Raw genomic sequence first — 23,760 nt, 5'->3', positions numbered from 1 at the left:
AGTGATCTACTATCATCAAAACAAGCTTGCAATCCGGCTAGTGTTGATTAAGTTGCACCAATTGCCGTGGGAGATGGCGTCAGGGAGGAAGGGTTGAGCGACTTCGGCCGCCAGCGTCAGATCGTCGAACTGCTGCGGGACCGCCCGTTCGCCTCCGTGCGCGAGCTGCAGGAGCGGCTCGGGGTCTCGGCGGCGACGGTCCGGCGCGATATCGACCGGATCGACGAGGCCGGTGAAGCCCGCAAGGTCTATGGCGGCATTTCTGCACTCGACGGGGCTTCGCATGCGGGCGTCGCCTATGCCCGGCCCTATGACGAGAACCGTGACCTTGCCGTCGAGGCCAAGCGGCAGATCGCAGCCGCCGCCGCGACCATGGTGCGCGATGGCGATGCGGTCATCGTCCATGGCGGCTCGACCTGTTTCCATCTCGGCGTCAAGCTCGCCGACCGCAACATCCGGCTCTACACCAATTCGATGCCGCTCGCGGCCTATCTCAGCGACCATGGCCATTGCAGCCTGACCGTCGCCGGCGGTGACCTGCACCGCGAGCCCGGCATCATCCATTCACCGACCCAGGCGACGCCCTTCTATGCCTCGAAATTCTTTCTCGGGACGCAAGGCCTCAACCAGGAAGGGCTGCTGGAATCGCATCCGCTGCTGGTGCGCTCCATCGTCGATCTCAGCCTCTGCGCCGATCAGATCGTGGTGCTGGCCGACAGCCGCAAACTGTCGATTCACGCGCGCAATGTCGCGCTGCCGCTGTCGCGCATCGGCACGCTGGTGACCGATGACGGGCTCTCCGATGCCGACGCGCGCATGCTGGAGGACGCCGGCGTCATGGTGCGGATCGCTTCGACCTCGGGAGCCCTCGCGTGAACGTGGCGGTGCTCGACTTCGGCAAGACCAACTCGAAGCTGTTCGTCTTCGGCCAGGACGGGCGCATTCTCGACGAACGGCGGACGCAGCCGAAATGGGTGCAACAAGGCGGCTTCAGCGTACTCGACGAGGCAGCACTCCATGACTGGGCGTTCGGCGCCGTCACCGACGCGGTCGAAAACAATGGTGTGGAAGGGGTGATGGTGTCGGGTCATGGTTGCACCTTCGCCCTTGTCGACGGCAAGGCGCTGACCCATCCGATCCTCGACTACGAGCAGGAGCCGCCGGCCGAAATCGCGGTGCGGATCGACCACCGCATCCCGGATTTCGCCGAAACCTTCTCACCGCGCCTGCCGCTCGGCTTCAACTATGGCCGCCACATGCTGTGGCTGCAGCAGGTCGATCCCGATGCGTTTTCGAACGCGACATCGATTCTGGGCTATCCCCAGTACTGGAGCTGGCGCCTCGGCGGCAGGCCGGTCTCGGAAGTCTCCTATCTCGGCTGCCATTCGCATTTATGGGCACCGCGTGAACGTGATTACTCCTCGCTGGTCGACGCCGAGGGCTGGCGCGGCCAGATGCCGGCTTTCGAACGTGCCGGCGCCGTCATCGGCGAGCGACGCTTCGGCAATACCGAGCGATCGATCGCCATCCACAATGGCGTCCACGACTCCAATGCGGCGCTGTACGCCTATCGCCGGCAAGGGCTTGGACCGCTGACCGTCGTCTCGACCGGCACCTGGGTCGTCGTGCTCAATCCGGACTGTCCGCTCGAGGCACTCGACAGCGAGCGCGACATGCTGGTCAATGTCGACGTCGACGGTGGCCCGGTGCCGACAATACGATTCATGGGCGGGCGCGAGTTCGCCGTCATCAGCGGCGGCTGGCAAGGCGCGATCCCGCTAGGCTCGATACAGCAGGCGCTCGACGCCGGTCTCATGGCACTGCCGAGTTTCGCGCCGGGTGGACCGATATCAGACCGTAGCGGCGAAATCATCGGCGGTACGCCCAGCGCCGCGCAACGCGCGGCGGTGGCGTTGCTCTACGTTGCGCTGATGGTCGACCTTTGCCTCGATCTCATCCATTCCGAAAACACGGTGATCGTCGATGGCGGGCTGAACACTGGCGGCCTGCTTGCCGGGCTGCTGGCGCAGCTGCGTCCGGGCCAGACCTTCCTGCAAGGCGCCTCGTTGGAAGGCAGCGCCACCGGTGCCGCGGCGCTCGCCTTCGAGAGCCTGGGACGCGACTTCGCCGCCGAGCCGCCGGAGCCGGTGCGGGCGACGCAATTCGGCGGTCTTGCCGGCTATCGCGAGGCCTGGCGCGACCGCTTTGCCGGGCACGGTGCCGCCGCCAAGGCAGCGGGTGGTGCGCGATGAGCGCGGCAGTCCAAATGCAGACGACACGCCAGCCGGTGCTGGAGATGCGCCACATCTCGAAGACCTTCGGCGCGATCCGCGCCCTGCAGGACGTCTCGCTCAGCGTCCACGCCGGCGAATTGCACGCGCTGATGGGCGAGAACGGCGCCGGCAAGTCGACGCTGATGAAGGTGCTGTCGGGCGCCTATCGGCCGGACCCCGGCGGCGAGATCCTGATCGATGGCGCGCCCGCCGCGACCGGCGATCCGATCAAGGCTCGCGCGGCCGGCATCGCGGTGATCTACCAGGAGCTGTCGCTGGCGCCGAACCTGACGGTGGCGCAGAACATCTTCCTCGGCAACGAGCCGCGGCGCTTCGGCGTCGTCGACCGGGACCAGTGCAACCGGCGCGCCGCCGAGATCGTCGACCGGCTCGGCGTCTCCTTCTCGGCGCGTGCCCTGGTTTCCAGCCTGTCGCTCGGCGAGCGCCAGCTGGTCGAGATCGCCCGGGCGCTGTCGACCAATGCGCGCATCATCGTCATGGACGAGCCGACCACGTCGCTGACCTCGCGCGAGACCGACCGGCTGTTCGAGGTGATCGCGACGCTGAAGGCGCAAGGCATCGCCATCATCTACATCAGCCATCGCATGGAAGAGGTCTACCAACTCGCCGACCGCGTCAGCGTGCTGCGCGACAGCGGCTATGTCGGTACGCTGGAGCGCGCCGACCTCAACGCCTCGCGCCTGGTGTCGATGATGGTCGGCCGCGATCTCTCCGCCTTCTACAAGAAGGATCATCGCCCGCCGGACGAGAAACGCGCCGTGGCGCTCTCGGTGCGCGGCATGTCCGACGCGCACTTGCTGAAGAACTGTTCGTTCGACCTCCACCACGGCGAGGTGCTGGCACTGGCCGGCCTCGTCGGCTCGGGCCGCACCGAGCTTGCCAGGCTGATCTTCGGCGCCGACAAGCGCAGCGCCGGCACGATGGAACTCGACGGCAAGGCCGTGACCATCGGTTCGCCGCGCGAGGCGCTCGACGCCGGCATCGCCTACCTCACCGAAGACCGCAAGGAACTCGGCCTGTTCCTCGACATGTCGATTTCGGACAACATCAGCATGGGCGTGCTGGCCAAGGACGCACGAGCCGGCGGATTTCGCGATTTCGCCGCCGCCGACAGGAGAGCGGCGAAGGCCATTGCGGACCTCTCCATCCGCACCGGCTCGGCACAGGCCAACGCCGGCTCGCTGTCGGGCGGCAACCAGCAGAAGGTGCTGCTCGCGCGCCTGCTGGAGACCGAGCCGAAGGTGGTCATCCTCGACGAGCCGACCCGCGGCGTCGATGTCGGCGCCAAGTCGGAAATCTACCGGCTGATCGACAACCTCGCCAACAAGGGCATCGCCATCCTGATGATCTCCAGCGAATTGCCCGAGGTGATCGGCGTCGCCGACCGCGTGCTGGTGATGCGCGATGGCGCGATCGCTGGCGAGGTGACGGCATCGGAAGGCAAGCCGCTTCGTCAGGAAGCGATCATGGAACTTGCGACGGGAGCGTCTCAGCGATGACAGACAGGACGACCGGGACGAAGAGTGTGGATCAAGCGGCGGTCAGGAGCCGGCGGCTGCGCACCGCGCTTGCGGCCCTTGGCATGCTGCCGGTGCTGGTGCTGCTGGCCGCTGGCTTCCAGTTCATCAATCCGCGCTTTCTGACCGGCACCAACCTGCTGATCGTCACGCAGCAATCGTCGATCAACATCGTGCTTGCCGCCGGCATGACCTTCGTCATCCTGACCGGCGGCATCGACCTGTCGGTCGGCTCCATCCTTGCCGCCTCCGCGATGGTGGCGGTGCTGGTGTCGCTGGTGCCGGACTGGGGCCTGCTCGGCGTGCCGGCGGCCATCCTGGTCGGCCTTGGCTTCGGGCTCATCAACGGGTTGCTGGTCGCCTATATCAGGCTGCCGCCGTTCATCGTGACGCTCGGTTCGCTGACCGCCGTGCGCGGCGTTGCCCGCCTGCTCGGGCAGGACACGACGGTGTTCAACTCCGACCTGCCGTTCGACTTCATCGGCAACGGTTCGGTGCTCGGCATCCCCTGGCTGGTCATCATCGCGCTGTCGGTGGTGGTGCTGTCCTGGCTGGTGCTGAAACGCACCGTGCTCGGCACCTGGATCTACGCCGTCGGCGGCAATGCCGAGGCTGCGCGGCTGACCGGCATCAAGGTGCCGCTGGTGCTGCTCTTCGTCTATGGCGTTTCCGGTCTGCTCGCCGGCCTTGGCGGCGCCATGTCGGCGGCCCGGCTCTACGCCGCCAACGGCCTGCAACTCGGACAAAGCTATGAACTCGACGCCATCGCCGCCGTCATCCTCGGCGGCACCAGTTTCGTCGGCGGCGTCGGCTCGATCTGGGGCACGCTGATCGGCGGCCTGATCATCGCGGTGCTCTCCAACGGGCTCATCTTGGCCGGTGTCTCGGACATCTGGCAGTACATCATCAAGGGATTGGTCATCATCGTGGCGGTCGCCCTCGACCGCTACCGGCTCCAGGCAGGGGCAAGAACGTGAGTGACCTGGTCGCCGGCATCAACGACCGGCTCGTGCAACGCACCGTGAGAGGCGCGGTGCATCGGAGGAAGTAAGCGTAATGAAGATCATCACCAGACTGCTCTGCGGCGCCGCTTTCGCGGCCGTCGCCATCGCGCCGGCATCGGCCAAGGACCTCAACAAGGTCGGCATCTCGGTCGGCCTGCTCGGCAACCCGTTCTTCGTCGCCACCATCAAGGGCATCGAGGATGCGGCCAAGAAGATCAATCCGAAGGTCGAGGTAACATCGGTCTCGGCCGACTACGACCTCAACAAGCAGGTCTCGCAGGTCGATTCCTTCATCGCCGCCGGCGTCGACGTGATCATGCTCAACGCGGTCGATGCCAAGGCGATCGCACCGGCTGTGAAGAAGGCGCAGGCCGCCGGCATCATCGTCGCCGCCTTCGACGTTTCGGCGCCGGGCGCCGATGTCACCGTGATGACCAACAACGTCAAGGCCGGCGAGGAAGCCTGCCAGTACCTGGTAGACCACACGGGCGGCAAGGGCGACTACGTCATCCTCAATGGACCGGCGTCGTCGTCGATCCTGGAACGTGTGAAGGGCTGCAAGAACGTGCTTGCCCAGCATCCCGACATCAAGATCCTGTCCGACGACCAGAACGCCGAAGGTTCGCGCGACGGCGGCCTGAAAGTGTTCCAGTCGCTGCTGACCCGTTTCGACAAGATCGACGCGGTGTTCGCCATCAACGATCCGACGGCGATCGGCGCCGAGCTCGCCGCCAAGCAGCTCAATCGTTCGGAGTTCATCTTCACCGCGGTCGACGGCGCGCCGGACATCGAGAAGGAACTTTCTTCCGGCAAATCGATGATCAAGGCTTCGGCCTCGCAGGATCCCTATGTGATGGCCGGCCAGTCGCTGACCATGGCGGCCGACCTGCTGGCCGGCAAGAAGCCGGCGGAGGCCACCGTGCTGCTCGACCCGAAGCTGATCACGGCCGAGAACCTAAAGGACTACAAGGGCTGGACCGCGGCCCGCTAAGCCTCCCAAGGCTGGTGCGGCCGGCGCGATCCGGCCGCACCCATTCTCCCACCTCAATGCCGGAGACGATCATGTCGCGCATCGGAATCCATTCTTTCGTCTGGTCGGCAGGCTCGGCGCAGCACGAACTCGAACGCACGCTGGCCAATACCAAGGAGGCCGGTTTCGACCTGATAGAATTCTCCTATCTCGACCCCGCCGATGTCGATATTGGCGGCCTTGCCAAACGCATCGCCGATCTCGGCCTCGGCGTGGCGATCAGCATCGGGTTGCCTGGTGATGGCGACATATCGAGCGCCGACAAGGCGATCGCCGCGCGCGGCGTCGAGATCCTCAACCAGACCGTCGCGTTGACGCGCGACCTTGGCGGCAGCAAGGTCGCCGGCATTCTGTCGACCGCCCATGGCCTGCAGGTCGAGGCGCCGACACGCGATCAATGGAACCGCAGCGCCGCGGCGCTGGCCAAGGTTGCCGAGACGGCGAAGGCGGCCGGCGTCACGCTCAACCTGGAAATCGTCAACCGCTTCGAAAGCAATCTGCTCAACACCGCCGCGCAGGGCCTGGCGTTCATCAAGGACACCGGGTCGGACAACATCTTCCTGCATCTCGATACCTTCCATATGAACATCGAGGAGGCCGATCTCGGGCTCGCCATCCGTCACGCGGCAGCCAAGATCGGCTATGTCCATATCGGCGAAAGCCATCGTGGCTTCCTCGGCACCGGCAATATCGACTTCGCGGCGATTTTCGATGCGCTGACCGCAATCGGCTACGCCGACGATCTCAGCTTCGAATCCTTCTCCTCGGAGATCGTCGACGAGAACCTGTCGAAGAAGACCGCAATCTGGCGCAATCTGTGGACCGACAATATGGCGCTCGCCAAACACGCGCGCGCCTTCATCGGCCTCGGGCTGGAGACGGCGCAACGCAAGGCTGAACTCGTCTCCGCGCCACACAAACCGTAGCAACTCAAGGTCGACGCGGACAGCGGAAGGCATGCCTGGATGCGCGGCCGCGCCTGTTTCGCATGGCACGGCATTGCTCCCGTCATGTGCATCGGCTATCCGACCTCGAACATACGAAGCAAACGGAGCCCGGCATGACGAACAAGACCATTCTCAAATTCGGCGCGGTCGAGCACGCGGAAGCCGGCGATCTGCCTGGCTGGATCGCGGTCGAGGGCCAGCCGACCATGCAGACCGCCGTCCAGCACACGACCGCGGATGGCAAGGTGATATCGGGCACATGGCGGGCGTCGCCCGGCACCTATCATGCGACCTACACCGATTATGAGTTCGTGCACATGATCGCCGGCCGTATCATCATCACGCCCGACGGGGGCACGCCGATCGAAGTGGGCCCCGGCGACGCCTTCGTAGTGGAAGCCGATTTCAAGGGCACCTGGAAGATCATCGAGCCGGTGACCAAGCATTTCGTCGTCCGGGTCGGCTGAGCCGGCCTGATCGCATTCGCGCATGAAAAATCCCGCCATGGTTCGCCATGGCGGGATTTTCGTTTGCGGCATTGGTTTCGACGGGTTGTTCCCTCGTTCAATGACCGGATGCATCGTAATGGGCCAGCACGTCTGGCACGGCATTTGCTGCTATGGCGAGGCGGCCACAAGGCCGTCCCCATCCAACGGTTGGCAACGATGCATTTTCGTCAGTTTCTCATCGGAATGACCGCAACGTCGGCGTCCGTCGCGCTCGCGGCCTATTTCAGGACGGGTTCGCCATGGGTCGGCCTTGCATGGGCGGCCGCCAGTGCAATCCTGCTGCAGGCCGGTTACTTCATGCTGATCGTCAGGGAGGTCTATCGGCCGGCAATCTCGGAAAGGACAGCGGCAAACAAGGATGCACACCAGCCCGAGGTTCGGGTGCCGGCCCACCTGCTTACGCTCGTTGCGATCGCCGTGCTGGCCAGCGCGGCGATGACCCAGACGACCCTTGCCGATGACGATGACACTTACTTCGACTGCGTCATCGGCAAGGCCGAGGCGATCATGAAACGGCAAACGCACAGGGATGCCGAAGCAGCGCTGGGGAAGGCCTATGCGCTGTGCCAGCCGATGGAACCGTCCCAGGAAGCGTTCTTGTCGCCCGGACCTGCCGCAACTGGTTGAAGTCGTTGACAATAATGGGGCTTGTTTGCAACACGGTGCGACGTGGTCACCGCGAAAATCAATTCCAACCCTCTGATTTCGTTGGTGATCCCGACAGGAATCGAACCTGTGACCTACAGATTAGGAATCTGCCGCTCTATCCTACTGAGCTACGGGACCACGCGGCCAGACACATAGACGCTTCGGACCGTTTCGCCAAGAGGCCGGCCGAACGCAATTCGGCCGGCGCTTTACCTCCATCAGGCGGCTAGCGCCGTCTCCGCCAGTTTCACCCAATAGCTCATGCCGTGCGGGATGGCTTCGTCGTTGAAGTCATAGGCCGGGTTGTGGAGACCGGCGGTCTCGCCATTGCCGATGAAGATGAAGGCTCCGGGCCGGGCTTCCAGCATATAGGAGAAGTCCTCGCCGCCCATCACCGGCTGGATCGCGCGGTGCACCTGGGCATCGCCGGCCACGTCGGCGGCCACGTCGCTGGCGAACACCGTCTCATCCGCATGGTTGAACGTCACCGGGTAATTCGCGTCGTAGTCGACCTCGATCGTCGCGCCATAGGCGGTGGCCAGCCCCGCGCAGATCGCGCGGATACGCTCTTCCGATTTCTTGGCCACCTCCTTCTTCAGCGTGCGCACCGTGCCGGCGATCTCGGCCGATTCCGGGATGATGTTGTAGGCGTCGCCCGCGTGGAACTTGGTCACCGACACCACCACGGCCTCGACTGGATCGGTGCTGCGCGAGGCGATCGTCTGCAAGGCGCCGACCAGCTGGCTGGTGATGACGATCGGGTCGATCGTGCCGTGCGGCATCGCCGCATGGCCGCCCCGGCCTTTCACGGTGATGGTGAATTCGGCGGTCGCCGCCATGATCGGGCCTGGACGGATGGCGAACTGGCCGACCGGCAGGCCGGGCATATTGTGCATGCCGAACACTTTGGCGATATCGAAGCGCTCCATCATGCCGTCCTTGACCATCTCGTTGCCGCCGCCACCGCCTTCTTCCGCCGGCTGGAAGATGACCGCCACGGAGCCCGTGAAATTGCGCGTCTCGGCGAGATATTTCGCCGCACCGAGCAGCATCGCGGTGTGGCCGTCATGGCCGCAGGCATGCATCTTGCCCGGAACGGTCGACGCGTAGGGCTTGCCCGTGATCTCCTTGAGCGGCAGGGCGTCCATGTCGGCGCGCAACCCGATTGTGGGGCCTTCCCCCTGACGGCCGCGGATGACGCCGACGACGCCCGTCTTGCCGAGGCCGGTCACCACATCGTCGCAGCCAAACTCTTTCAGCTTTTCGGTGACGAAGGCCGCCGTCTTGAAGACATCGAAGTTCAGTTCTGGCGTCTGGTGCAGATGCTGTCGCCATCCGGCGACTTCGTCCTGCATTTCGGCGGCGCGGTTCAGGATTGGCATGATGGTCCCATTTCGTTGTTGGTGCAACCGGCTTCAGCCCGATGTTTTGGAATTGTGATTGTCAGGCGCTTTGCCATGTTGGCGTCACATAGGGTAAATAGCACCGCAATAATGCGGTCCGGTTTTTGAGGGTCGGATCCTTATGCTGGCGGTCACGTAACGAAATCTTACGGAGCCAGGGGCAATCAGGGCAAGAGGCGATTTCGGATTCGATCATGCGGCACAGGCATTTCCTCAAACTATTCCCGGCTGGCGCAATCATGCTGTCGGTCCTGGCTGGGCCGGCGCTGGCCAATCCGGTGGTGGTCTTCGACCTCAAGAGCGGCCAGATCCTGCAGCATCAGGATGCGTTCAAGCGCTGGTATCCAGCCTCGCTCAGCAAGCTGATGACCGCCTATGTGACCTTCAGGGCGATCGCGGCCGGGGAAGTCCAGCTCGATTCGCCGATCAAGGTGACCAAACATTCCGCCGGCGAACCGCCGAGCAAGATGGGTTTCAAGCCCGGCTCGGTGATGCGGCTCGACAATGCGCTGAAGATGATGCTGGTCAAATCGGCCAATGACATCGCCATGGCGGTCGGCGAGAATGTCGGCGGCTCGCAGGCAGCCTTTGCCGAAAGGATGAACGCCGAGGCGGCCCGGCTCGGCATGAACGGCACCCATTTCGTCAACCCGAACGGGCTTTACTCGCCCGACCAGTATACGACGGCGCGCGATCTCTCGATCCTGGTGATGGCGATCCGCCGCGAGTTTCCGCAATATGCGCCGTGGTTCTCGATCGAGGGGCTCGCGGTCGGCAAGAAGGCCATTTCCAACTACAATCTCCTGATCGGCCGCTATCCCGGCGCCGACGGCATGAAGACCGGCTTTGTCTGCCCGTCCGGCTTCAACATGATCGGTTCGGCGACCCGCAACGGGCGTACGCTGGTGGCGGTGGTGCTTGGCGAGAAGTCGGCGATCAGCCGTGCCGAAACCGCGGCCAAACTGCTCGATCAAGGCTTTGACGCGCCTGCCGCCGGGTCGACCACCGTCACCACGCTGGCGCCCTACGGCGATCTGATCTCGCCCAACGACATGCATGACGAGGTCTGCAAGAAGAAGACGAAGGCGGAGCAGTCCGAGGCGCCGCCAGCCGTCGCCGCCAAGGACGTGCCGAAATCGCCCTATCGGGAGAAGCTCGACCATGTGCCGACACTGGTTGCCGTCGGCCTCGGCGGCGCCACCGGTCCGGCGCCGAAAGCGATCCTCGACGAGGGCGCGCAGGAATATGCCGACGTGCCGATTCCGCCTTGGCGGCCCGACAAACCCGTACCGGCCGGCACGGGTCCGAAAGTCGTGGGTGCCGCCGCGCAAGGCGACCAGCCGACCAAAGCCGCGAATTAACCCGATGAGCGGTTTCCCGATACCCGTCTCGGTGCTGACCGGCTTTCTCGGCGCCGGCAAGACGACATTGCTCAACCGGCTCCTGAAGGATCCGGCCTTGGCCGACACCGCAGTCATCATCAACGAGTATGGCGAGGTGGCGATCGACCACCTGCTGGTCGAGCAGGCCTCCGACGGCATCATCCAGCTTTCCGACGGCTGCCTGTGCTGCACGGTGCGCGGCGAACTTGTCGACACGCTGGCCGACCTGGTCGACCGGCTGCAGACCGGCCGTATTGCCCGGCTTGCCCGCGTCATCGTCGAGACCACGGGACTGGCCGACCCGGCGCCGGTGCTGCAGTCGATCATGGCCCATCCGGCGCTGGTCCAGGCTTTTCGGCTCGACGGCGTCATCACCCTGGTCGATGCGGTCAACGGTGGGGCGACACTCGATGCGCATGTCGAGGCGGTCAAGCAGGTTGCGGTGGCCGACCGTATCGTGCTCTCCAAGGCCGATCTGGTCGCTGATCCCGGCGATCTCGAAACGCTGCGGGCGCGCTTGCGCCAGATCAATCCCGGAGCTCAACTGCTCGATGTCGGGGAGACGAAGACCGGCGTGGCGGCGCTGTTCGACTGCGGCCTCTACAATCCTGCCACCAAGTCCGCCGACGTGCGGCGCTGGCTTGGTGAAGAGGCTGCGCATCACGACCATGTTGACCATCATGGCCATGATGATCACAAGCATGCCCATGCCCATGCCCATGCCCATCGCCACGATCAGCGCGTAAAAACCCATTCGCTGGTGCATGACGGCCCGGTGCCGTTTTCAGCCATCGAGATGTTTCTCGATCTCCTGCGTTCCACGCATGGCGATCACCTGCTGCGCATGAAGGGCGTCATCGAATTGCAGGAGGATTCGTCGCGGCCCTTGGTCGTGCATGGCGTGCAGAAGATCCTGCATCCGCCGGTGCGGTTGCCGTCCTGGCCGGACAGCCAGCGCGGCACGCGGCTGGTGCTGATCACGCTCGACATGCCGGAAGACTATGTGCGCCGGCTGTTCGCCGCCTTCACCAACCGGCCGTCGGTCGATACGCCCGACCGCGCGGCGCTGGAAAACAACCCGTTGGCGATCGCCGGACTGTAAATCTTTCGATTATTGCTCGCCGCGCTCAACCAGAAAGCGATGGCCGCCTGAAACCGACGCTGTTTCGATCAGCTGGTGGCCGGCATCCGAGCAGAAGGCGGGGATGTCGATGACGGCCAGCGGGTCGGTGGTTTCCAGCCAGAGCCGGCTGCCCGGCTGCATGCCGGCCAGCCGCTTCTTCGCCTTCAGAACGGGCAGAGGGCAATTCAGCCCCTTCAGATCATAGACGGTGTCGCTGGCCACGGCGATCAGCCGCCGAACATGCCGAGCAGCTTGTTCTTCAGCTTCGTCACCCGGCTCTCGTCCGCGCTGGCGGCCTGCGTTTCGGCCGGCTGGGCTTCCGTCGGAGCAGCAATGGTCGCAGTGGCGACGGGAGCTTCCTTGGCGGCCTTGGCCGCTTCCTTTGCAGCCACGGCTTGCGCCTTGGCGGCTTCCTTTTCTGCCAACGCCTGCGCCTTGGCGGCTTCCTTGGCCTGTTTGGCGGCCTCAATAGCTGCCAGCCTCTGCTCCTCGGCCTTCTTCTTGGCCGCTTTTTCCGCGTCGAGCGCCGCCATCTTGCGGCCGGCGGGCGAATCGATGCGGCCCATGCGCGCCGTCTCGGTCACCGAACCGTCGGTGTTGAGCGATGGCGGGTCGATCGGCACGCGTTCGCCGCGCGCCCGGCGCTTCGACCAGTCGGAGACGATGCTGGCTTCCTTGATGCCGGCAATGGTTGGCTTCGGCGGCGGCACGCTAGCCTTGAGCGCGCCGTTGAACGCTGCATCGTAAGTGCTCTGATAGGCGTTGTAGGCGCTCTTCAAGGAATCCGGCTGCGTGGTCGCCGGGCAGGCGCCGGTCGGATCGAAGGTCTGGCCGTCGGCGGCAACCTGGTTGAAGACGTAGCGCTTCTCGCAGACGTCGACCTTCGGCGGCACCTTGGTGACTTCGAAATTGTCGTAGCCGACCTTCAGCATCTTCCAGAACTCATAGTTCGGATCGTTGCGGTAGCGCGCCATGTTGGCCGCGGTCATGCGGAACGGAAAAGCCTGGATCTGGAACTCGGTCTGGCCACCCTGAAAGGCGTCGCGGCCGAAGGCATAGATCTGCTCGATCTGTGCGTCGGTCATCGAATAGCAGCCCGACGACGAGCAGGCGCCATGCACCATCAGGTTCTGGCCGGTGCGGCCATTGGCGCGGTCATAGGCGTTGGGGAAGCCGATGTTGAAGGACAGATGGTAGTTCGAGCGCGGGTTCATCTGCGATGGCCGAACCGTATAGAAACCTTCCGGCGCCTGGCGGTCGCCCTCGGTGTATTTCGGCCCGAGCTTGCCCGACCATTTGCAGATATCGTAGCTCGCCACCATGTCGTAGCGGCCATTGGTCTTGGCCTTCCAGATTTCGAGCTTGCCTTCTTCCTTGAAGATACGGGCCATCACCGAGGAGGTGCGGATCATGCCCTTGGCCTTCATGTCGGCCAGGATCTTGTCGGGCAGCGGCTTGTTGGCTTCCGGGGCAAAATCCTTCATCGACGAATCATTGCAGCCGGCAACGACTATCGAGGCAATGAGGACTCCGGTGCGGGCAAACTTGGCAAACATGGATACGGCTATGTCTTTTTCCTCGGTCCATGGCCTCAAAGCGGCTGGACCCGTATGCTGAACACCGACGGACCGTAAGCCCGTTAACCTTGAAAATTCCTTACCGCAAGCTTCGACAAACCCCTCACGGCAATTTCATTGAACCGAATCCGGCGGCATTTTTGTGGCGAAAGCGCTCATTGCCGCCACATTGCCGTGGGCACGGGGCTTCGATGGTCCCATTGTGCCGTCGGACGGTCAGAGGCTGCGGCCCATCGCCAGGTATTTCTCGCGGCGCTGTTCACGGAAATCGGTGTTGGCGCCGGCGAATTCCTTCATCGTCTTGGCGATGAGGTCGCCGGTCGCGGCTATCACCGTTTCGGGCGCGCGCTGGGCGCCGCCCATCGGCTCGGGGATGATGGCGTCGATGATCTTCAGTTCGAGAAGATCCTGCGCGGTGATCTTCATGTTGGTCGCCGCGTCCTTGGAGCGCGTCGTGTCGCGCCACAGGATGGAGGCGGCACCCTCGGGCGAAATCACCGAATAGATGGCGTGTTCGAGCATGTAGACGCGGTTGGCGGTGGCGATCGCGATGGCGCCGCCCGAACCGCCTTCGCCGATGACGACCGAGATCGACGGCACTTTCAGGCCAAGGCAGGCCGAGGTCGAGCGGGCGATGGCTTCGGCCTGGCCGCGCTCCTCGGCGCCGACGCCGGGATAGGCGCCGGCCGTGTCGACCAGCGTCAGCAGTGGAATCTTGAAGCGGTCGGCAAGTTCCATCAGCCGCACCGCCTTGCGATACCCTTCAGGACGCACCGAGCCGAAATTGTGCTTCAGCCGGCTCGCCGTGTCCGAGCCCTTTTCCTGGCCGAGGATGGCGACAGGTTCGCCGCGGAAACGGGCAAAACCGCCGACGATCGCCTGGTCCTCGCCGAAATTGCGGTCGCCGGCGAGCGGCGTGAAGTCGCTGAACAGGCCCTTGATGTAGTCGACGCAGTGCGGCCGGTCGGAGTGGCGCGCCACCTGCACCTTCTGCCATGGCGTCAGCGCCTTGTAGAGTTCGCGCAGCGCGTCGCGCGAGCGCTTCTCGAGCCTGGTGATCTCGTCGGCGACATCGACCGCCTCGCCGTTCTCGGCAAGCTTCTTGAGCTCGAGGATCTTGAGCTCAAGATCCTGCACCGGCTTTTCGAAATCGAGGTAATTGTACATGCTTGAGCGGACCGATGCGTCGGAAGGCAAGGACTGCGGAACCGTTGAAACCAAGGCTCCGGGCGGTGAAATGTCGTCCTCACATAGCGATATGAGGCCTAGTCGGCAAGCGGATGATGATCGTTGACCAGCCGCACCAGCCGCTCCTCAAGCACGTGGGTGTAAATCTGTGTCGTCGATATGTCGGCGTGGCCAAGCAGTTGCTGCACGGCCCTGAGATCGGCGCCGTTCTGCAAGAGATGGCTGGCGAAAGCATGGCGCAGCACATGCGGCGATATTTTCGCCGAGGCAATGCCGGCGCGCGCCGCCAGCCCTTTCAGGTCGCGGGCAAAGACCTGGCGCGAGAGATAGCCGCTATCGGATGCCGCCGGAAACAGGAACGGGCTGTCGCCGAAAGCAGGCACCTTGGCCCGGACGTCAAGCCAGCTCCGCATCGCCGAGCGCGCCTTGGCCGACAGCGGCACCATGCGTTCCTTGTCGCCCTTGCCGCGCACCATGAAGAAACGGTCGTCGCGCTGCGCCACCGTCACCGGCAGGCCGACCAGTTCGGAAACGCGCAGACCCGTGGCGTAGAGCACTTCGACCAGCGCATGCAGGCGCAAGGCCGCCAACCTGTCGGCATGACCGAGCCCGGCATCGCCGGCTTCGTGCGCGGCGCGGTCGATCAGCCGGCCGGTTTCGGCCTCACTCATCGTCTTGGGCAGTGGACGGCCCTTCTTAGGGCTGTCCAGCGTGCCGGTCGGGTCGTCGGCACGCAGGCCTTCGGCATAGAGGAACTTGAAGAACTGGCGGATCGCCGACAGTTTGCGCGCCTGCGACGTCGGCGCGAAGCCGCGCGCGGCAATATCGTCGAGATAGGCGCGGATATCTGCGGTAGCCGCACCGGCAAGCCCGCCATCGATTTCTTGCGAGGCATCCTCCAGATCGCGGCGATAGGAGGAAAGCGTGTTCTCGGCCGCTCCCCGCTCGGCGCTCATCATTTCCAGGAAGGCCTCGATACGGGCGGCGCTGTTCATTTCCTTGAGGCGTTCCGAGACAGTTACGGTGTGGTTCAGTTTTTCTTGGGATTGAGCTTTTCCGGCGGAATACGCACGCTCATTTCCGCTTTTTTCGGCTCGACGAACATCACCAGCGCGAACATCGTACCATAGGCAATGCCGGCCAGAATCGCGAGGGTCACGACAAAGCGAAACAGTGTCGGCATCAATTCTCGCCCGTCTTTTTGTTCTGCGTTTCCAAACCCTGTGCCCTTATGGGACGCCAATCCGGCCAATTCAAGGAGGAAGCGGGGGCGTGTTAGCAACTTCTGATGCGAGCGTCCCTCCGTCCATATCGAGCCCACGGCGCTCGGCACGCTTGACGCAAACCGGCTTTTCATGTCGATACGCCGGCAAAGAGGGCCCAAGAAACAGCTGATGAACGCGCTACAGGCAAATCCTCCAGGCGAGACCCATGCCGCGCTGCTTGGCCGGCTGGGCGGCCGGTCCATTGTCTTTGTCGGCCTGATGGGCGCCGGCAAGACGGCGATCGGCCGCAAGGTGTCGACGATGCTTTCGCTGCCCTTCATCGACAGCGACCAGGAGATCGAGAGCGTGTCGCGGATGACCGTTCCGGAGCTGTTCGAGCGCTATGGCGAAACCGAGTTCAGGGCCCTGGAGCAGCGTGTCATCCTGCGCGTGCTTGAAAACGGTCCGCAGGTTCTGTCGACCGGCGGCGGCGCCTTCATGAATGCGCAGACGCGCGAGGCCATCGCCGCGCACGGGGTCTCGGTGTGGCTGAAGGCCGAGCTCGACCTTCTGATGGACCGCGTTTCCAAGAAGCAGAACCGGCCGCTTTTGAAAAGCGCCGATCCCCGCGCCGTGCTGGAGCGGCTGATCGGGGAACGCTATCCGGTCTATGCCACTTCCGACGTCACCGTGCCGACCCGCGACGACCGCAAGGAGATCATCGCCGCCGAGGTGCTTGAGGCGCTTTGCCGGCATTTCGGCATCGATACGATGGAAGCGACGGGCGAGGTCGAATCATGAGCGCGGATCAGCCTGTCATCGTCGAAGTCGGTCTCGGTGACCGGGCCTACGACATATTGATCGGCGCCGGCCTGCTGTCGCGCGCCGGTGCTGAGATTTCGCGCCGGCTGCCGGGCACACGCGCCGCCGTCGTAACCGACGAGAACGTCGCCGCGGCGCATCTCGATACGCTGAAGGCCGGGCTCGAGAAGGGTGGCATCCAGCCCACCGTCATCACGATGCCGCCCGGCGAGAAGACCAAGAGCTTTGCCCATCTCGAAGAAGTGGTCGATGGCGTCCTGGCCGCCAGGCTGGAGCGCGGCGACGTCGTCATCGCGCTTGGCGGCGGCGTCATCGGCGATCTCACCGGTTTTGCCGCAGGCATCGTGCGGCGCGGCATGAATTTCGTCCAGGTTCCGACCTCGCTGCTGGCGCAGGTCGATTCCTCGGTCGGCGGCAAGACCGGCATCAACAGCCCGCGCGGCAAGAACCTCGTCGGCGTCTTCCTCCAGCCCAGGCTGGTGCTGGCCGACACCGAAGTGCTCGACACGCTGCCGATCCGGGAATTTCGCGCCGGCTATGCCGAGCTCGCCAAATACGGGCTGATCGACCGGCCGGAATTCTTCGCCTGGCTGGAAGCGAACTGGGAAAAGGTGTTCGCCGGCGGACCGGAGCGGGCCGAGGCCATTGCCGAGGCCTGCCGCGCCAAGGCCGACGTCGTTGCCCGCGACGAGTTCGAAACGGGCGACCGCGCCCTGCTCAATCTCGGCCACACCTTCGGACACGCGCTCGAAGCCGCCACGCAGTATGACGGCGCTCGGCTTGTCCATGGCGAGGGGGTCGCCATCGGCATGGCGCTGGCGCACCGGTTCTCGTCGAGGCTCAATCTCGCCAGCCCCGACGATGCGGCCCGCGTCGAGGCGCATCTGCGTGCCATCGGGCTGCCGTGGCGGATGGCCGATATCCCGGGCGATTTGCCCGATGCGGATACCCTGCTTTCATTCATCACGCAGGACAAGAAGGTGTCGCGCGGCGCGCTGACCTTCATTCTGACGCGCGGCATCGGCCAGGCCTTCATCGCCAAGGATGTACCAGCCTCGGAAGTGCTGTCGTTCCTCAGGGAAAGCCATCCAGCCAGCCGGAAAGCCGGCTGAGATGGACAATGGCTGGACCGTCGTCGCCGTCCTTGCCATCATCGTCCTGCTGGTCGTTGCCGTGCGCAAGCGTCTCCTCGCCATGTTCGGCTATGAACTGTCGCGCATCGAGCCGCAGCGCTCGAGCCAGGACGAATTGCGCGGCGCGGTCGACGATTTCCGCCGTGACGGGCAGGTGGTGCGCGAGGACCGCGACCGCATCGGCGGCCTGTTCGACCTCGAAGAGCTCGAAGTTTCCGACGTCATGGTCCACCGCACGAATATGCGCTCGGTCAACGCCGACAATGCGCCGGAGGCAGTGGTGCGCGAGATCCTGCAGAGCCCGCACACCCGCATGCCGCTCTGGAAAGGCTCGCTCGACAACATCGTCGGCGTGCTGCACGCCAAGGATCTGCTGCGCGCGCTGAACGAAGTCGGCAACGATTTCTCGCAAATCGACGTGATGAAGATCGCCTCAAAACCCTGGTTCGTGCCCGACACCACGACCTTGCAGGAACAGCTCAACGCCTTCCTGCGCCGCAAGGCGCATTTCGCCGTCGTCGTCGACGAATATGGCGAGGTCGAGGGGCTGGTGACGCTGGAGGACATCATCGAGGAGATCGTCGGCGAGATCGCTGACGAGCACGATGTCGACATCCAGGGCGTCAAGCAGGAGGCAGACGGCTCCATCGTGGTCGATGGCACGGTGCCGATCCGCGACCTCAACCGGGCGCTCGACTGGAACCTGCCCGACGAGGAGGCGACCACCATTGCCGGCCTCGTCATCCACGAGGCGCAATCGATCCCCGAGGAGAAGCAGGCTTTTACGTTCCACGGCAAGCGCTTCGTCGTGATGAAGCGCGACAAGAACCGCATTGCCAGGGTCAGGATCCGGCCGGCCGGCGACGCCTGAAGCCTGTCTTTATGCTAGTTGCCCCAAGGCCGCTGCGCACTTTTTGATCGATATGCGCCGGGCCTGAGCCACGGCATCGGTGCAACAACCAAGCCTCATTCCGCGATCTGGCTCGTCGACCGTTCATGGACCGTCAGGCCCGTCTCAGCGTCGACGGCGGCCAGGCTGACCTGATAGCCCCAAAGCCTCCGGATGTGACGAAGCGTGGCGTCGCGGCTGGTGTCCTCAAGATGGATGCCCTGTTTCACCTTGTGCTGCAGTCGCAAATGCCGATCGCCGAGCAGATCGACATCCACCACCTGGATGTCCGGTCGGTTCGCGCCGACGTCGTAGTTGTGAGCGAGCGCGGCGCGTATCTTTTCATAGCCGCGCTCGTTGTGGATCGAGGCGACCTCACAATGCGGCTGGTCGGCAGCGTCGCCGAGCACAAAAAACCGCCATTTCCGGATCAAGGCCGGGCTGAGGTACTGGCGGATAAAGGACTCGTCGCGGTGGTCTGCCCAGGCGTCGAGGAGGACCTCGCGCCAGTTGCCGTGGCCGGCGATGTCGGGAAACCAGTCTCGGTCCTCGGCCGTCGGCTTGGTCGAAATGCGCCTGATGTCCTGCATCATGTCGAGGCCGAGAGCGTATGGATTGATGCCCGAAAAACGCGGATCATCGAACGCCGGCTGGAAGACCACGTTGGAATGATTGCGCAGGATTTCGAGCATGGCGCCCTCGCTGATCCGGCCGCGGTCGAACAGCGCGTTCATCACGGTGTAGTGCACGAAGGTGGCGCAGCCCTCGTTCATCACCTGTGTTTGCCGTTGCGGATAAAAATATTGCGCTATGACGCGAACGATCCTGATGATCTCGCGCTGCCAGGGCTCCAGGACCAGACTGTTCTTTTCCAGGAAATAAAGGAGGTTTTCTTCGGGCAGGTTGAGCGACTTCTTCCACTCCGGGTCCTGGACCTTGACGTCGGCCCTTTGCTGCGAAGGCGGCAGCGTGCGCCACAAATCATTGTAGGAGCGCTCTTCGTATTCGAGACGCTCGCGAAGCCCTTCGCGCAGTCGTTCCGACGACAGCTTCGGCGGCCGCTGATAGCGGAATACACCCTGTTCCATCAGCGCGTGGGCGGAATCGAGAACGGCCTCGACGGCAGCGAGGCCGTGCCGCTCCTCGCAACGGACAATGTAGCTCTTGGCGAAGTCCAGGTAGCCGAGGATCGCTCCAGCGTCCGTCCACTGCTTGAACAGATGGTTATTCTTGAAGAAATGGTTGTGCCCGAGCGCGGCGTGAGCCGTCACCAAGGCCTGCAGGGCCATGGTGTTCTCCTCCATCAGATAGACGATGCAGGGATTGGAATTGATGACCAGTTCATAGGCAAGTCCGCGCCCGCCTTTGCGATAGAGCAGATCCTGGTGGAGGAAGTGTTTGCCGAAAGACCAATGTCGGTACATCAGCGGCATACCGACTGACGAGTAGGCGTCGAGCATCTGCTGGGAGGAGATGATCTCCATCTGCACGGGATAGATATCGAGATGGAGCTCTTCGACAGCGATCGCCTCGATCGCATCATAGACCCGCGACAATTTCGTAAAATCCCAGTCGGATCCGGAAAAAAGCAGTTCGGAATTAGCGGCTTGTGTGGTCATCAGCTCCCTCACGCTCTCTTGAGGAGAGTCGGCTGTCTGCCGAAGAGCTGGCGAAAGACCGGGTAGATATCGGCGGGCGTGGCGATGCGGCTCATCTGGAAGTTCGGCCATTTCAGGTCGATCGCGCTATAGGCACGCCATAGCGATGTCCCGTTCTCGGTCGTGCCGAATATATGGGCTTCGCGCTCGTCGATGATCTCGACATAGGCAAAATACTGGCACAGCCGCATGAGCTTGCCGTCGAGCAGGGCTATGCAGCGCTCGGAATCGGTGATGGAATTGTCTCCGTCCGAGGCCTGGGCGGCATAGATGTTCCACTGGCTGGCCGGATATCGCTGCCCGATGATGCGATGCATTTCCTCGAGCGCGGTGGAAACGACGGTACCGCCGCTTTGGGTGCAATTGAAGAATGTCTCCTCGTCAACCTCCTGCGCCTCGTGGGTATGGCGAATGAAGACGATTTCGATCCGGTCATAACGCCGTTTCAAAAACAGGTGCAGCAGCACGAAGAAGCGCTTCGCCAAATCCTTTTCGCGCTCACCCATGGACCCGGACACATCCATCAGACAGAACATGACGGCATTGGCGTTCGGCACGGGCTGGGGATCGAAGCGGTTGAATCGAATGTCGACAGGATCGACATAGGCAATTCGCCTGCGCCGCCGCTCCAACCGGTCCAGCTCCTCGCGCAAAGCGGCAATGCGCTGGCGCGTTGCCGCGCTGGATTGCACCAACTCGAGCATGGCGATCTCCTCGAGGATCGCGTCCAACTCGCCCTGCTTGGGGCGCCTCAGCGCAATACGCCGGCCATGACTGTTACGCATCGTGCGCCCAACATTGATGTTGGTCGGTGAGCCGGTAGCGGCGAAGCCAGCCCGGCGCGGCTTGAAGGCAAGGATTTCCTTGAGGTTGAGCTTGACCATATCCGGGAGTTCGAGATCCTCGAAAAAAAGATCGAGCACCTCTTCGCGTGACAGCACAAAACGAAAGTCGTCTTCAGACACGGTGTTTCCCGGGGACGACGCCCCGGCGCCGCCGCCCTGGCCGGGCTTGGGGATCAAATCTCCAGGAGAGAAATGCCTGTTGCCCGGCAGGATGTACTGGCGCCTGCCGCTGTTCCTGGCGTTGTTGAAGGTCGGCTCGCCCGTGCCTCTGTCGGGCATGGGCACTGCGTGCTCGGCATCCACGTCGGCGATCCTGCCGATGCGGATCTGATCGCGCAGGCTTCGCTTGAGTTCTTCCCGAGCGCGCCTGAGGAACCGCTGGCGATTGCCCAGGCTCTTGTCCTTCGGATTCAGGCGGCGGTCGATGAAAATAGGCATGGAACCATTCGGGCCTCTCTTAACCCGCCTTGTTCACCCGCATGTACCAGTCGACAAGCCGGCGCACCTGCCGCTCGGTGTAGCCGCGTTCCACCATGCGCTGCACGAATTCATTGTGCCGCTTTTCCGTGACGCTGTCCTGCTTGGAGCCGAAACTGATCACCGGCAAGAGGTCTTCGACCTGGCCGAACATCCGCTTCTCGATGACCTCGCGAAGTTTCTCATAACCTGTCCAGGACGGGTTGCGGCCGTGGTTTCGCGCCCGGGCACGCAGCGTGAATTTGACCACTTCATTGCGGAAGTCCTTGGGATTGGCGATGCCGGCCGGTTTCTCGACTTGCGACAATTCCTTGTCCAATACCTCGCGATTGAGAATCTGGCCCGTGTCGGGATCCTTGTAGTCCTGGTCCTCAATCCAGGCATCGGCATAGGCGATGTAGCGGTCGAAGAGGTTCTGGCCATATTCGCTGTATGATTCCAGATAGGCTTTCTGTATCTCGTGGCCGATGAACTCGGCATAGCGCGTTGCCAGTTCCGACTTGATGAAGTCGAGATAGGCGCCTTCCGTTTCCTTTGGAAACTGCTCGCGCTTGATCGCCTCATCCAGGATGTACATCAGGTGCACGGGATCGGCAGCCACCTCCTTGGTGTCGTAGTTGAATGTCTGGGACAAGATCTTGAAGGCGAAGCGTGTGCTTACGCCGGTCATGCCTTCGTCGACGCCGGCGGCATCGCGATATTCCTGGACCGACTTCGCCTTGGGATCGACTTCCTTGAGGTTCTCACCGTCATAGGCGCGCATCTTGGTGTAGAGCGGCGAATTGTCGTGCTCGGCAAGGCGGGTCGAGACCGTGAATCGGCTGAGAATGTCCATCACTTCAGGTGCGCAGGGGCTTGCGGCCAGGTCGCTCTCGCGCAGCAGCTTTTCATAGATCTGCCGCTCTTCGGTGATCCGCAGGCAATACGGTACCTTGACCACGAGGATGCGGTCGAGAAAAGCCTCATTGTTCTTGTTGTTTTTGAACTGTTGCCATTCCGATTCGTTGGAATGGGCAATGATGATGCCCTGGTAGGGAAAGGCGCCGAAATTCTCGGTACCGTTGTAGCTGCCTTCCTGGGTCGCCGTCAGCAACGGATGCAGGACCTTGATGGGTGCCTTGAACATCTCGACGAATTCGAGCAGGCCCTGCGTGGTCCGGTTCAGTCCGCCGCTGTAGGAATAGGCGTCCGGGTCGGATTGGCTGAAATTTTCCAGCTGTCTGATGTCGACCTTGCCGACCAGGGCCGAGACATCCTGATTGTTTTCGTCGCCAGGCTCTGTCTTGGCAATGCCGATCTGGCGCAGCCGGGAAGGCATCAACTTGACCACGCTGAATTTGGAAATGTCGCCGGACAGTTCGTCGAGTCGCTTGGCCGCCCATGGCGAGATGAGCCCATGCAGCCGGCGTCGGGCTATGCCGTATTTATCCTCCAGCAGGTCGCCCATGCGATCGGGGTTGAAAAGGCCAAGTGGCGATTCGAAAACCGGGCTGATCTGGTTGCCGACCTTCAGCGTGTAGATCGGGCGCTGTTCCATCAATTTCTTCAGCCGTTCGGCCAGGGAGGATTTGCCGCCGCCGACAGGGCCGAGGAGGTAGAGGATTTGTTTGCGCTCCTCGAGTCCCTGGGAGGCATAGCGAAAATAGCCGGCGATACGCTCGATCGTTTCCTCCATGCCGTAGAAGTCGGAGAAGGAGGGATAGATCTTGAGGGTGCGGTTCGAAAAAATTCGGCCGAGCCGTTCGTCCTTGCTGGTGTCGACCAGGTCGGGTTCGCCGATCGCCTCGACCATCCGTTCAGGCGCCGAGGCATACATTGATTTGTCCTCTCGGCAGGCAAGGAGATACTGCTGGAGGCTGGTTTCTTCCTGGGCGGCGTTGGCATAAATCTCCGAAAAAAGATCGAAGACGTCGGACTGATTGTCGCGCATAATGCTTTGCCCTCAGAGCCGTGCTGGCTACCTAATGGCTCATCACATATTCAACTGCCGGAACGCATGGTGGTTCCCTTTATTATGAGAGCGCGTGCATTTGGCATTGAAACCCGGACGCCAGCCATCTGGCCGAAATGCTTACCCAATACTTAGGTGGTGATGGCCAGATGAGGTCG

Annotated in this window: 22 protein-coding genes and 1 tRNA gene; 13 read left to right on the top strand and 10 right to left on the bottom strand. The window is 63.0% G+C overall.

The features are described from left to right. Positions 1-93 precede the first annotated feature (93 nt). The 8 genes from EN851_RS14315 (at position 94) to EN851_RS14280 (ending at position 7,928) form a co-directional block, all read left to right on the top strand. Complete coding sequence (locus tag EN851_RS14315) at positions 94-876, top strand: DeoR/GlpR family DNA-binding transcription regulator (protein WP_127279097.1); 783 nt, start codon at positions 94-96, stop codon at positions 874-876. Continuing rightward, a complete protein-coding gene (locus EN851_RS14310; RefSeq protein ID WP_135929478.1) occupies positions 873-2,252 on the top strand; it encodes a carbohydrate kinase in 1,380 nt (459 codons plus the stop codon). The genes EN851_RS14315 and EN851_RS14310 overlap by 4 nt, the downstream gene beginning before the upstream one ends. Continuing rightward, a complete protein-coding gene (locus EN851_RS14305) occupies positions 2,249-3,793 on the top strand; it encodes a sugar ABC transporter ATP-binding protein (protein ID WP_135929477.1) in 1,545 nt (514 codons plus the stop codon). The genes EN851_RS14310 and EN851_RS14305 overlap by 4 nt, the downstream gene beginning before the upstream one ends. Then, positions 3,790-4,788 carry a ribose ABC transporter permease gene (locus EN851_RS14300; RefSeq protein WP_127279100.1) on the top strand — a complete coding sequence of 333 codons (999 nt, stop codon included), beginning with the start codon at positions 3,790-3,792 and terminating at the stop codon, positions 4,786-4,788. Before EN851_RS14305 ends, EN851_RS14300 begins: the two co-directional genes overlap by 4 nt. A 79-nt stretch (positions 4,789-4,867) precedes the next feature. Continuing rightward, the gene (locus tag EN851_RS14295) at positions 4,868-5,806 is read left to right on the top strand and encodes an ABC transporter substrate-binding protein (RefSeq protein WP_127872188.1); all 939 of its coding nucleotides are present in this window, start codon (positions 4,868-4,870) and stop codon (positions 5,804-5,806) included. Positions 5,807-5,877: 71 nt separating this feature from the next. Beyond that, positions 5,878-6,771, top strand: a complete 894-nt coding sequence (locus EN851_RS14290; protein ID WP_135929476.1) for a sugar phosphate isomerase/epimerase — start codon at positions 5,878-5,880, stop codon at positions 6,769-6,771. Positions 6,772-6,905: 134 nt separating this feature from the next. Beyond that, complete coding sequence (locus EN851_RS14285) at positions 6,906-7,259, top strand: cupin domain-containing protein (RefSeq protein ID WP_127279584.1); 354 nt, start codon at positions 6,906-6,908, stop codon at positions 7,257-7,259. A gap of 198 nt (positions 7,260-7,457) precedes the next feature. Then, positions 7,458-7,928: a hypothetical protein gene (locus tag EN851_RS14280; protein WP_189587324.1), complete on the top strand. Its 471-nt coding sequence runs from the start codon at positions 7,458-7,460 to the stop codon at positions 7,926-7,928. An 82-nt stretch (positions 7,929-8,010) separates the two neighbouring features. Here the strand turns inward: EN851_RS14280 and EN851_RS14275 are convergent. Together EN851_RS14275 and EN851_RS14270 are read right to left on the bottom strand one after the other, a co-directional pair. Then, positions 8,011-8,087 (bottom strand) — tRNA-Arg (locus EN851_RS14275). An 80-nt stretch (positions 8,088-8,167) separates the two neighbouring features. Next, positions 8,168-9,331 carry a M20 aminoacylase family protein gene (locus EN851_RS14270; RefSeq protein WP_135929474.1) on the bottom strand — a complete coding sequence of 388 codons (1,164 nt, stop codon included), beginning with the start codon at positions 9,329-9,331 and terminating at the stop codon, positions 8,168-8,170. Positions 9,332-9,546: 215 nt separating this feature from the next. Between EN851_RS14270 and EN851_RS14265 the strand changes: the two genes are divergently transcribed. Continuing rightward, a complete protein-coding gene (locus EN851_RS14265; protein WP_127279581.1) occupies positions 9,547-10,713 on the top strand; it encodes a D-alanyl-D-alanine carboxypeptidase family protein in 1,167 nt (388 codons plus the stop codon). Positions 10,714-10,717: 4 nt separating this feature from the next. Further along, complete coding sequence (locus tag EN851_RS14260; protein WP_127872192.1) at positions 10,718-11,836, top strand: GTP-binding protein; 1,119 nt, start codon at positions 10,718-10,720, stop codon at positions 11,834-11,836. 9 nt (positions 11,837-11,845) lie between these two features. Here the strand turns inward: EN851_RS14260 and EN851_RS14255 are convergent, their stop codons facing one another. The 5 genes from EN851_RS14255 to EN851_RS14235 all read right to left on the bottom strand — a co-directional run bounded on the left by EN851_RS14255 (position 11,846) and on the right by EN851_RS14235 (position 15,805). After that, positions 11,846-12,079 (bottom strand): sulfurtransferase TusA family protein, encoded by a 234-nt coding sequence (locus EN851_RS14255; RefSeq protein ID WP_167531493.1) that lies wholly within the window; start codon positions 12,077-12,079, stop codon positions 11,846-11,848. A gap of 5 nt (positions 12,080-12,084) precedes the next feature. Further along, positions 12,085-13,413 carry a murein L,D-transpeptidase family protein gene (locus tag EN851_RS14250; RefSeq protein ID WP_135883507.1) on the bottom strand — a complete coding sequence of 443 codons (1,329 nt, stop codon included), beginning with the start codon at positions 13,411-13,413 and terminating at the stop codon, positions 12,085-12,087. 237 nt (positions 13,414-13,650) lie between these two features. Continuing rightward, a complete protein-coding gene (locus EN851_RS14245) occupies positions 13,651-14,601 on the bottom strand; it encodes an acetyl-CoA carboxylase carboxyltransferase subunit alpha (protein WP_127872194.1) in 951 nt (316 codons plus the stop codon). Between the two features lie 98 nt (positions 14,602-14,699). Further along, entirely contained in the window at positions 14,700-15,617 is a 918-nt protein-coding gene (locus EN851_RS14240; RefSeq protein WP_135914870.1) for a site-specific tyrosine recombinase XerD, read from the bottom strand. Between the two features lie 35 nt (positions 15,618-15,652). Further along, the gene (locus EN851_RS14235; protein ID WP_015315495.1) at positions 15,653-15,805 is read right to left on the bottom strand and encodes a hypothetical protein; all 153 of its coding nucleotides are present in this window, start codon (positions 15,803-15,805) and stop codon (positions 15,653-15,655) included. A gap of 211 nt (positions 15,806-16,016) precedes the next feature. On the opposite strand from EN851_RS14235, the gene EN851_RS14230 reads away from it, so the two are divergent. From EN851_RS14230 to EN851_RS14220, 3 genes are read left to right on the top strand one after another with little or no spacing between them, the layout of a single operon-like run. Next, on the top strand, positions 16,017-16,628 hold the full coding sequence (locus EN851_RS14230) for a shikimate kinase (RefSeq protein WP_135929473.1): 612 nt from the start codon (positions 16,017-16,019) through the stop codon (positions 16,626-16,628). Further along, complete coding sequence (gene aroB / locus EN851_RS14225; protein ID WP_135929472.1) at positions 16,625-17,761, top strand: 3-dehydroquinate synthase; 1,137 nt, start codon at positions 16,625-16,627, stop codon at positions 17,759-17,761. Before EN851_RS14230 ends, aroB begins: the two co-directional genes overlap by 4 nt. A gap of 1 nt (position 17,762) precedes the next feature. After that, entirely contained in the window at positions 17,763-18,653 is an 891-nt protein-coding gene (locus tag EN851_RS14220; RefSeq protein WP_135867568.1) for an HlyC/CorC family transporter, read from the top strand. Between the two features lie 95 nt (positions 18,654-18,748). Here the strand turns inward: EN851_RS14220 and EN851_RS14215 are convergent, their stop codons facing one another. The 3 genes from EN851_RS14215 to EN851_RS14205 are packed head-to-tail and all read right to left on the bottom strand — an operon-like array spanning position 18,749 to position 23,581. Continuing rightward, on the bottom strand, positions 18,749-20,290 hold the full coding sequence (locus EN851_RS14215; protein ID WP_135929471.1) for a SpoVR family protein: 1,542 nt from the start codon (positions 20,288-20,290) through the stop codon (positions 18,749-18,751). Between the two features lie 8 nt (positions 20,291-20,298). Next, positions 20,299-21,612, bottom strand: a complete 1,314-nt coding sequence (locus tag EN851_RS14210) for a YeaH/YhbH family protein (RefSeq protein ID WP_135929470.1) — start codon at positions 21,610-21,612, stop codon at positions 20,299-20,301. 19 nt (positions 21,613-21,631) lie between these two features. After that, positions 21,632-23,581: a PrkA family serine protein kinase gene (locus tag EN851_RS14205; protein WP_135929469.1), complete on the bottom strand. Its 1,950-nt coding sequence runs from the start codon at positions 23,579-23,581 to the stop codon at positions 21,632-21,634. Positions 23,582-23,760: the final 179 nt, after the last annotated feature.

It is taken from the genome of Mesorhizobium sp. M8A.F.Ca.ET.208.01.1.1 (assembly GCF_004791315.1).
GTDB lineage: Bacteria > Pseudomonadota > Alphaproteobacteria > Rhizobiales > Rhizobiaceae > Mesorhizobium.
The sequence above is the reverse complement of the archived record's forward strand: the minus strand, read 5'-3'. Positions and strand labels throughout refer to the sequence as shown.

What these genes read in the sequence shown, in the direction of transcription:
- EN851_RS14285 (WP_127279584.1), top strand. Translation starts at nt 6,906, where the DNA reads ATGACGAACAAGACCATTCTCAAATTCGGCGCGGTCGAGCACGCGGAA.
- EN851_RS14295 (WP_127872188.1), top strand. Translation starts at nt 4,868, where the DNA reads ATGAAGATCATCACCAGACTGCTCTGCGGCGCCGCTTTCGCGGCCGTC.
- EN851_RS14235 (WP_015315495.1), bottom strand. Translation starts at nt 15,805, where the DNA reads ATGCCGACACTGTTTCGCTTTGTCGTGACCCTCGCGATTCTGGCCGGC.
- EN851_RS14215 (WP_135929471.1), bottom strand. Translation starts at nt 20,290, where the DNA reads ATGACCACACAAGCCGCTAATTCCGAACTGCTTTTTTCCGGATCCGAC.
- EN851_RS14260 (WP_127872192.1), top strand. Translation starts at nt 10,718, where the DNA reads ATGAGCGGTTTCCCGATACCCGTCTCGGTGCTGACCGGCTTTCTCGGC.
- EN851_RS14280 (WP_189587324.1), top strand. Translation starts at nt 7,458, where the DNA reads ATGCATTTTCGTCAGTTTCTCATCGGAATGACCGCAACGTCGGCGTCC.
- EN851_RS14220 (WP_135867568.1), top strand. Translation starts at nt 17,763, where the DNA reads ATGGACAATGGCTGGACCGTCGTCGCCGTCCTTGCCATCATCGTCCTG.
- EN851_RS14300 (WP_127279100.1), top strand. Translation starts at nt 3,790, where the DNA reads ATGACAGACAGGACGACCGGGACGAAGAGTGTGGATCAAGCGGCGGTC.
- EN851_RS14270 (WP_135929474.1), bottom strand. Translation starts at nt 9,331, where the DNA reads ATGCCAATCCTGAACCGCGCCGCCGAAATGCAGGACGAAGTCGCCGGA.
- EN851_RS14240 (WP_135914870.1), bottom strand. Translation starts at nt 15,617, where the DNA reads ATGAACAGCGCCGCCCGTATCGAGGCCTTCCTGGAAATGATGAGCGCC.
- EN851_RS14290 (WP_135929476.1), top strand. Translation starts at nt 5,878, where the DNA reads ATGTCGCGCATCGGAATCCATTCTTTCGTCTGGTCGGCAGGCTCGGCG.
- EN851_RS14245 (WP_127872194.1), bottom strand. Translation starts at nt 14,601, where the DNA reads ATGTACAATTACCTCGATTTCGAAAAGCCGGTGCAGGATCTTGAGCTC.
- EN851_RS14250 (WP_135883507.1), bottom strand. Translation starts at nt 13,413, where the DNA reads ATGTTTGCCAAGTTTGCCCGCACCGGAGTCCTCATTGCCTCGATAGTC.
- EN851_RS14265 (WP_127279581.1), top strand. Translation starts at nt 9,547, where the DNA reads ATGCGGCACAGGCATTTCCTCAAACTATTCCCGGCTGGCGCAATCATG.
- EN851_RS14205 (WP_135929469.1), bottom strand. Translation starts at nt 23,581, where the DNA reads ATGCGCGACAATCAGTCCGACGTCTTCGATCTTTTTTCGGAGATTTAT.
- EN851_RS14305 (WP_135929477.1), top strand. Translation starts at nt 2,249, where the DNA reads ATGAGCGCGGCAGTCCAAATGCAGACGACACGCCAGCCGGTGCTGGAG.
- EN851_RS14230 (WP_135929473.1), top strand. Translation starts at nt 16,017, where the DNA reads ATGAACGCGCTACAGGCAAATCCTCCAGGCGAGACCCATGCCGCGCTG.
- aroB (WP_135929472.1), top strand. Translation starts at nt 16,625, where the DNA reads ATGAGCGCGGATCAGCCTGTCATCGTCGAAGTCGGTCTCGGTGACCGG.
- EN851_RS14210 (WP_135929470.1), bottom strand. Translation starts at nt 21,612, where the DNA reads ATGCCTATTTTCATCGACCGCCGCCTGAATCCGAAGGACAAGAGCCTG.